Origin of the sequence: Streptomyces sp. BE303 (genome assembly GCF_036290945.1) — a bacterium.
Classification (GTDB): domain Bacteria; phylum Actinomycetota; class Actinomycetes; order Streptomycetales; family Streptomycetaceae; genus Kitasatospora.
On sequence record NZ_JAQYWZ010000684.1, the window covers coordinates 1 to 521 of the forward strand.

General features: G+C 72.7%; 1 protein-coding gene. It reads left to right on the top strand.

Features of this window, described 5'->3' with window-relative positions; genetic code table 11:
• A partial coding sequence (locus PUR56_RS16425) for an IMP dehydrogenase (protein WP_329949479.1) occupies positions 1–521 on the top strand: 521 nt, incomplete at both ends.

Sequence of the window (521 nt, forward strand, 5' to 3'; positions counted from 1 at the left end):
GACCTCGTCGAGGCGGGCGCCGACATCCTGAAGGTCGGGGTCGGGCCGGGCGCGATGTGCACCACCCGGATGATGACCGGCGTGGGCCGTCCGCAGTTCTCCGCCGTCCTGGAGTGCGCCGCCGAGGCGCGCCGGCTCGGCAAGCACGTCTGGGCCGACGGCGGCGTCCGCCACCCGCGCGACGTCGCGATGGCGCTGGCCGCCGGCGCCTCCAACGTGATGATCGGTTCCTGGTTCGCCGGCACCTACGAGTCGCCGGGCGACCTCCAGGTCACCGCCGACGGCCGCCAGTACAAGGAGTCGTTCGGCATGGCCTCGAAGCGGGCCGTGAGCAACCGCACCTCCCAGGACTCCACCTACGACCGGGCGCGCAAGGCCCTGTTCGAGGAGGGCATCTCGCACTCCCGGATGTTCCTGGACCCGGCCCGCCCGGGCGTCGAGGACCTCATCGACTCGATCGTGGCCGGCGTGCGCAGCTCCTGCACCTACGCGGGCGCGGCCTCCCTGGAGGAGTTCCACGA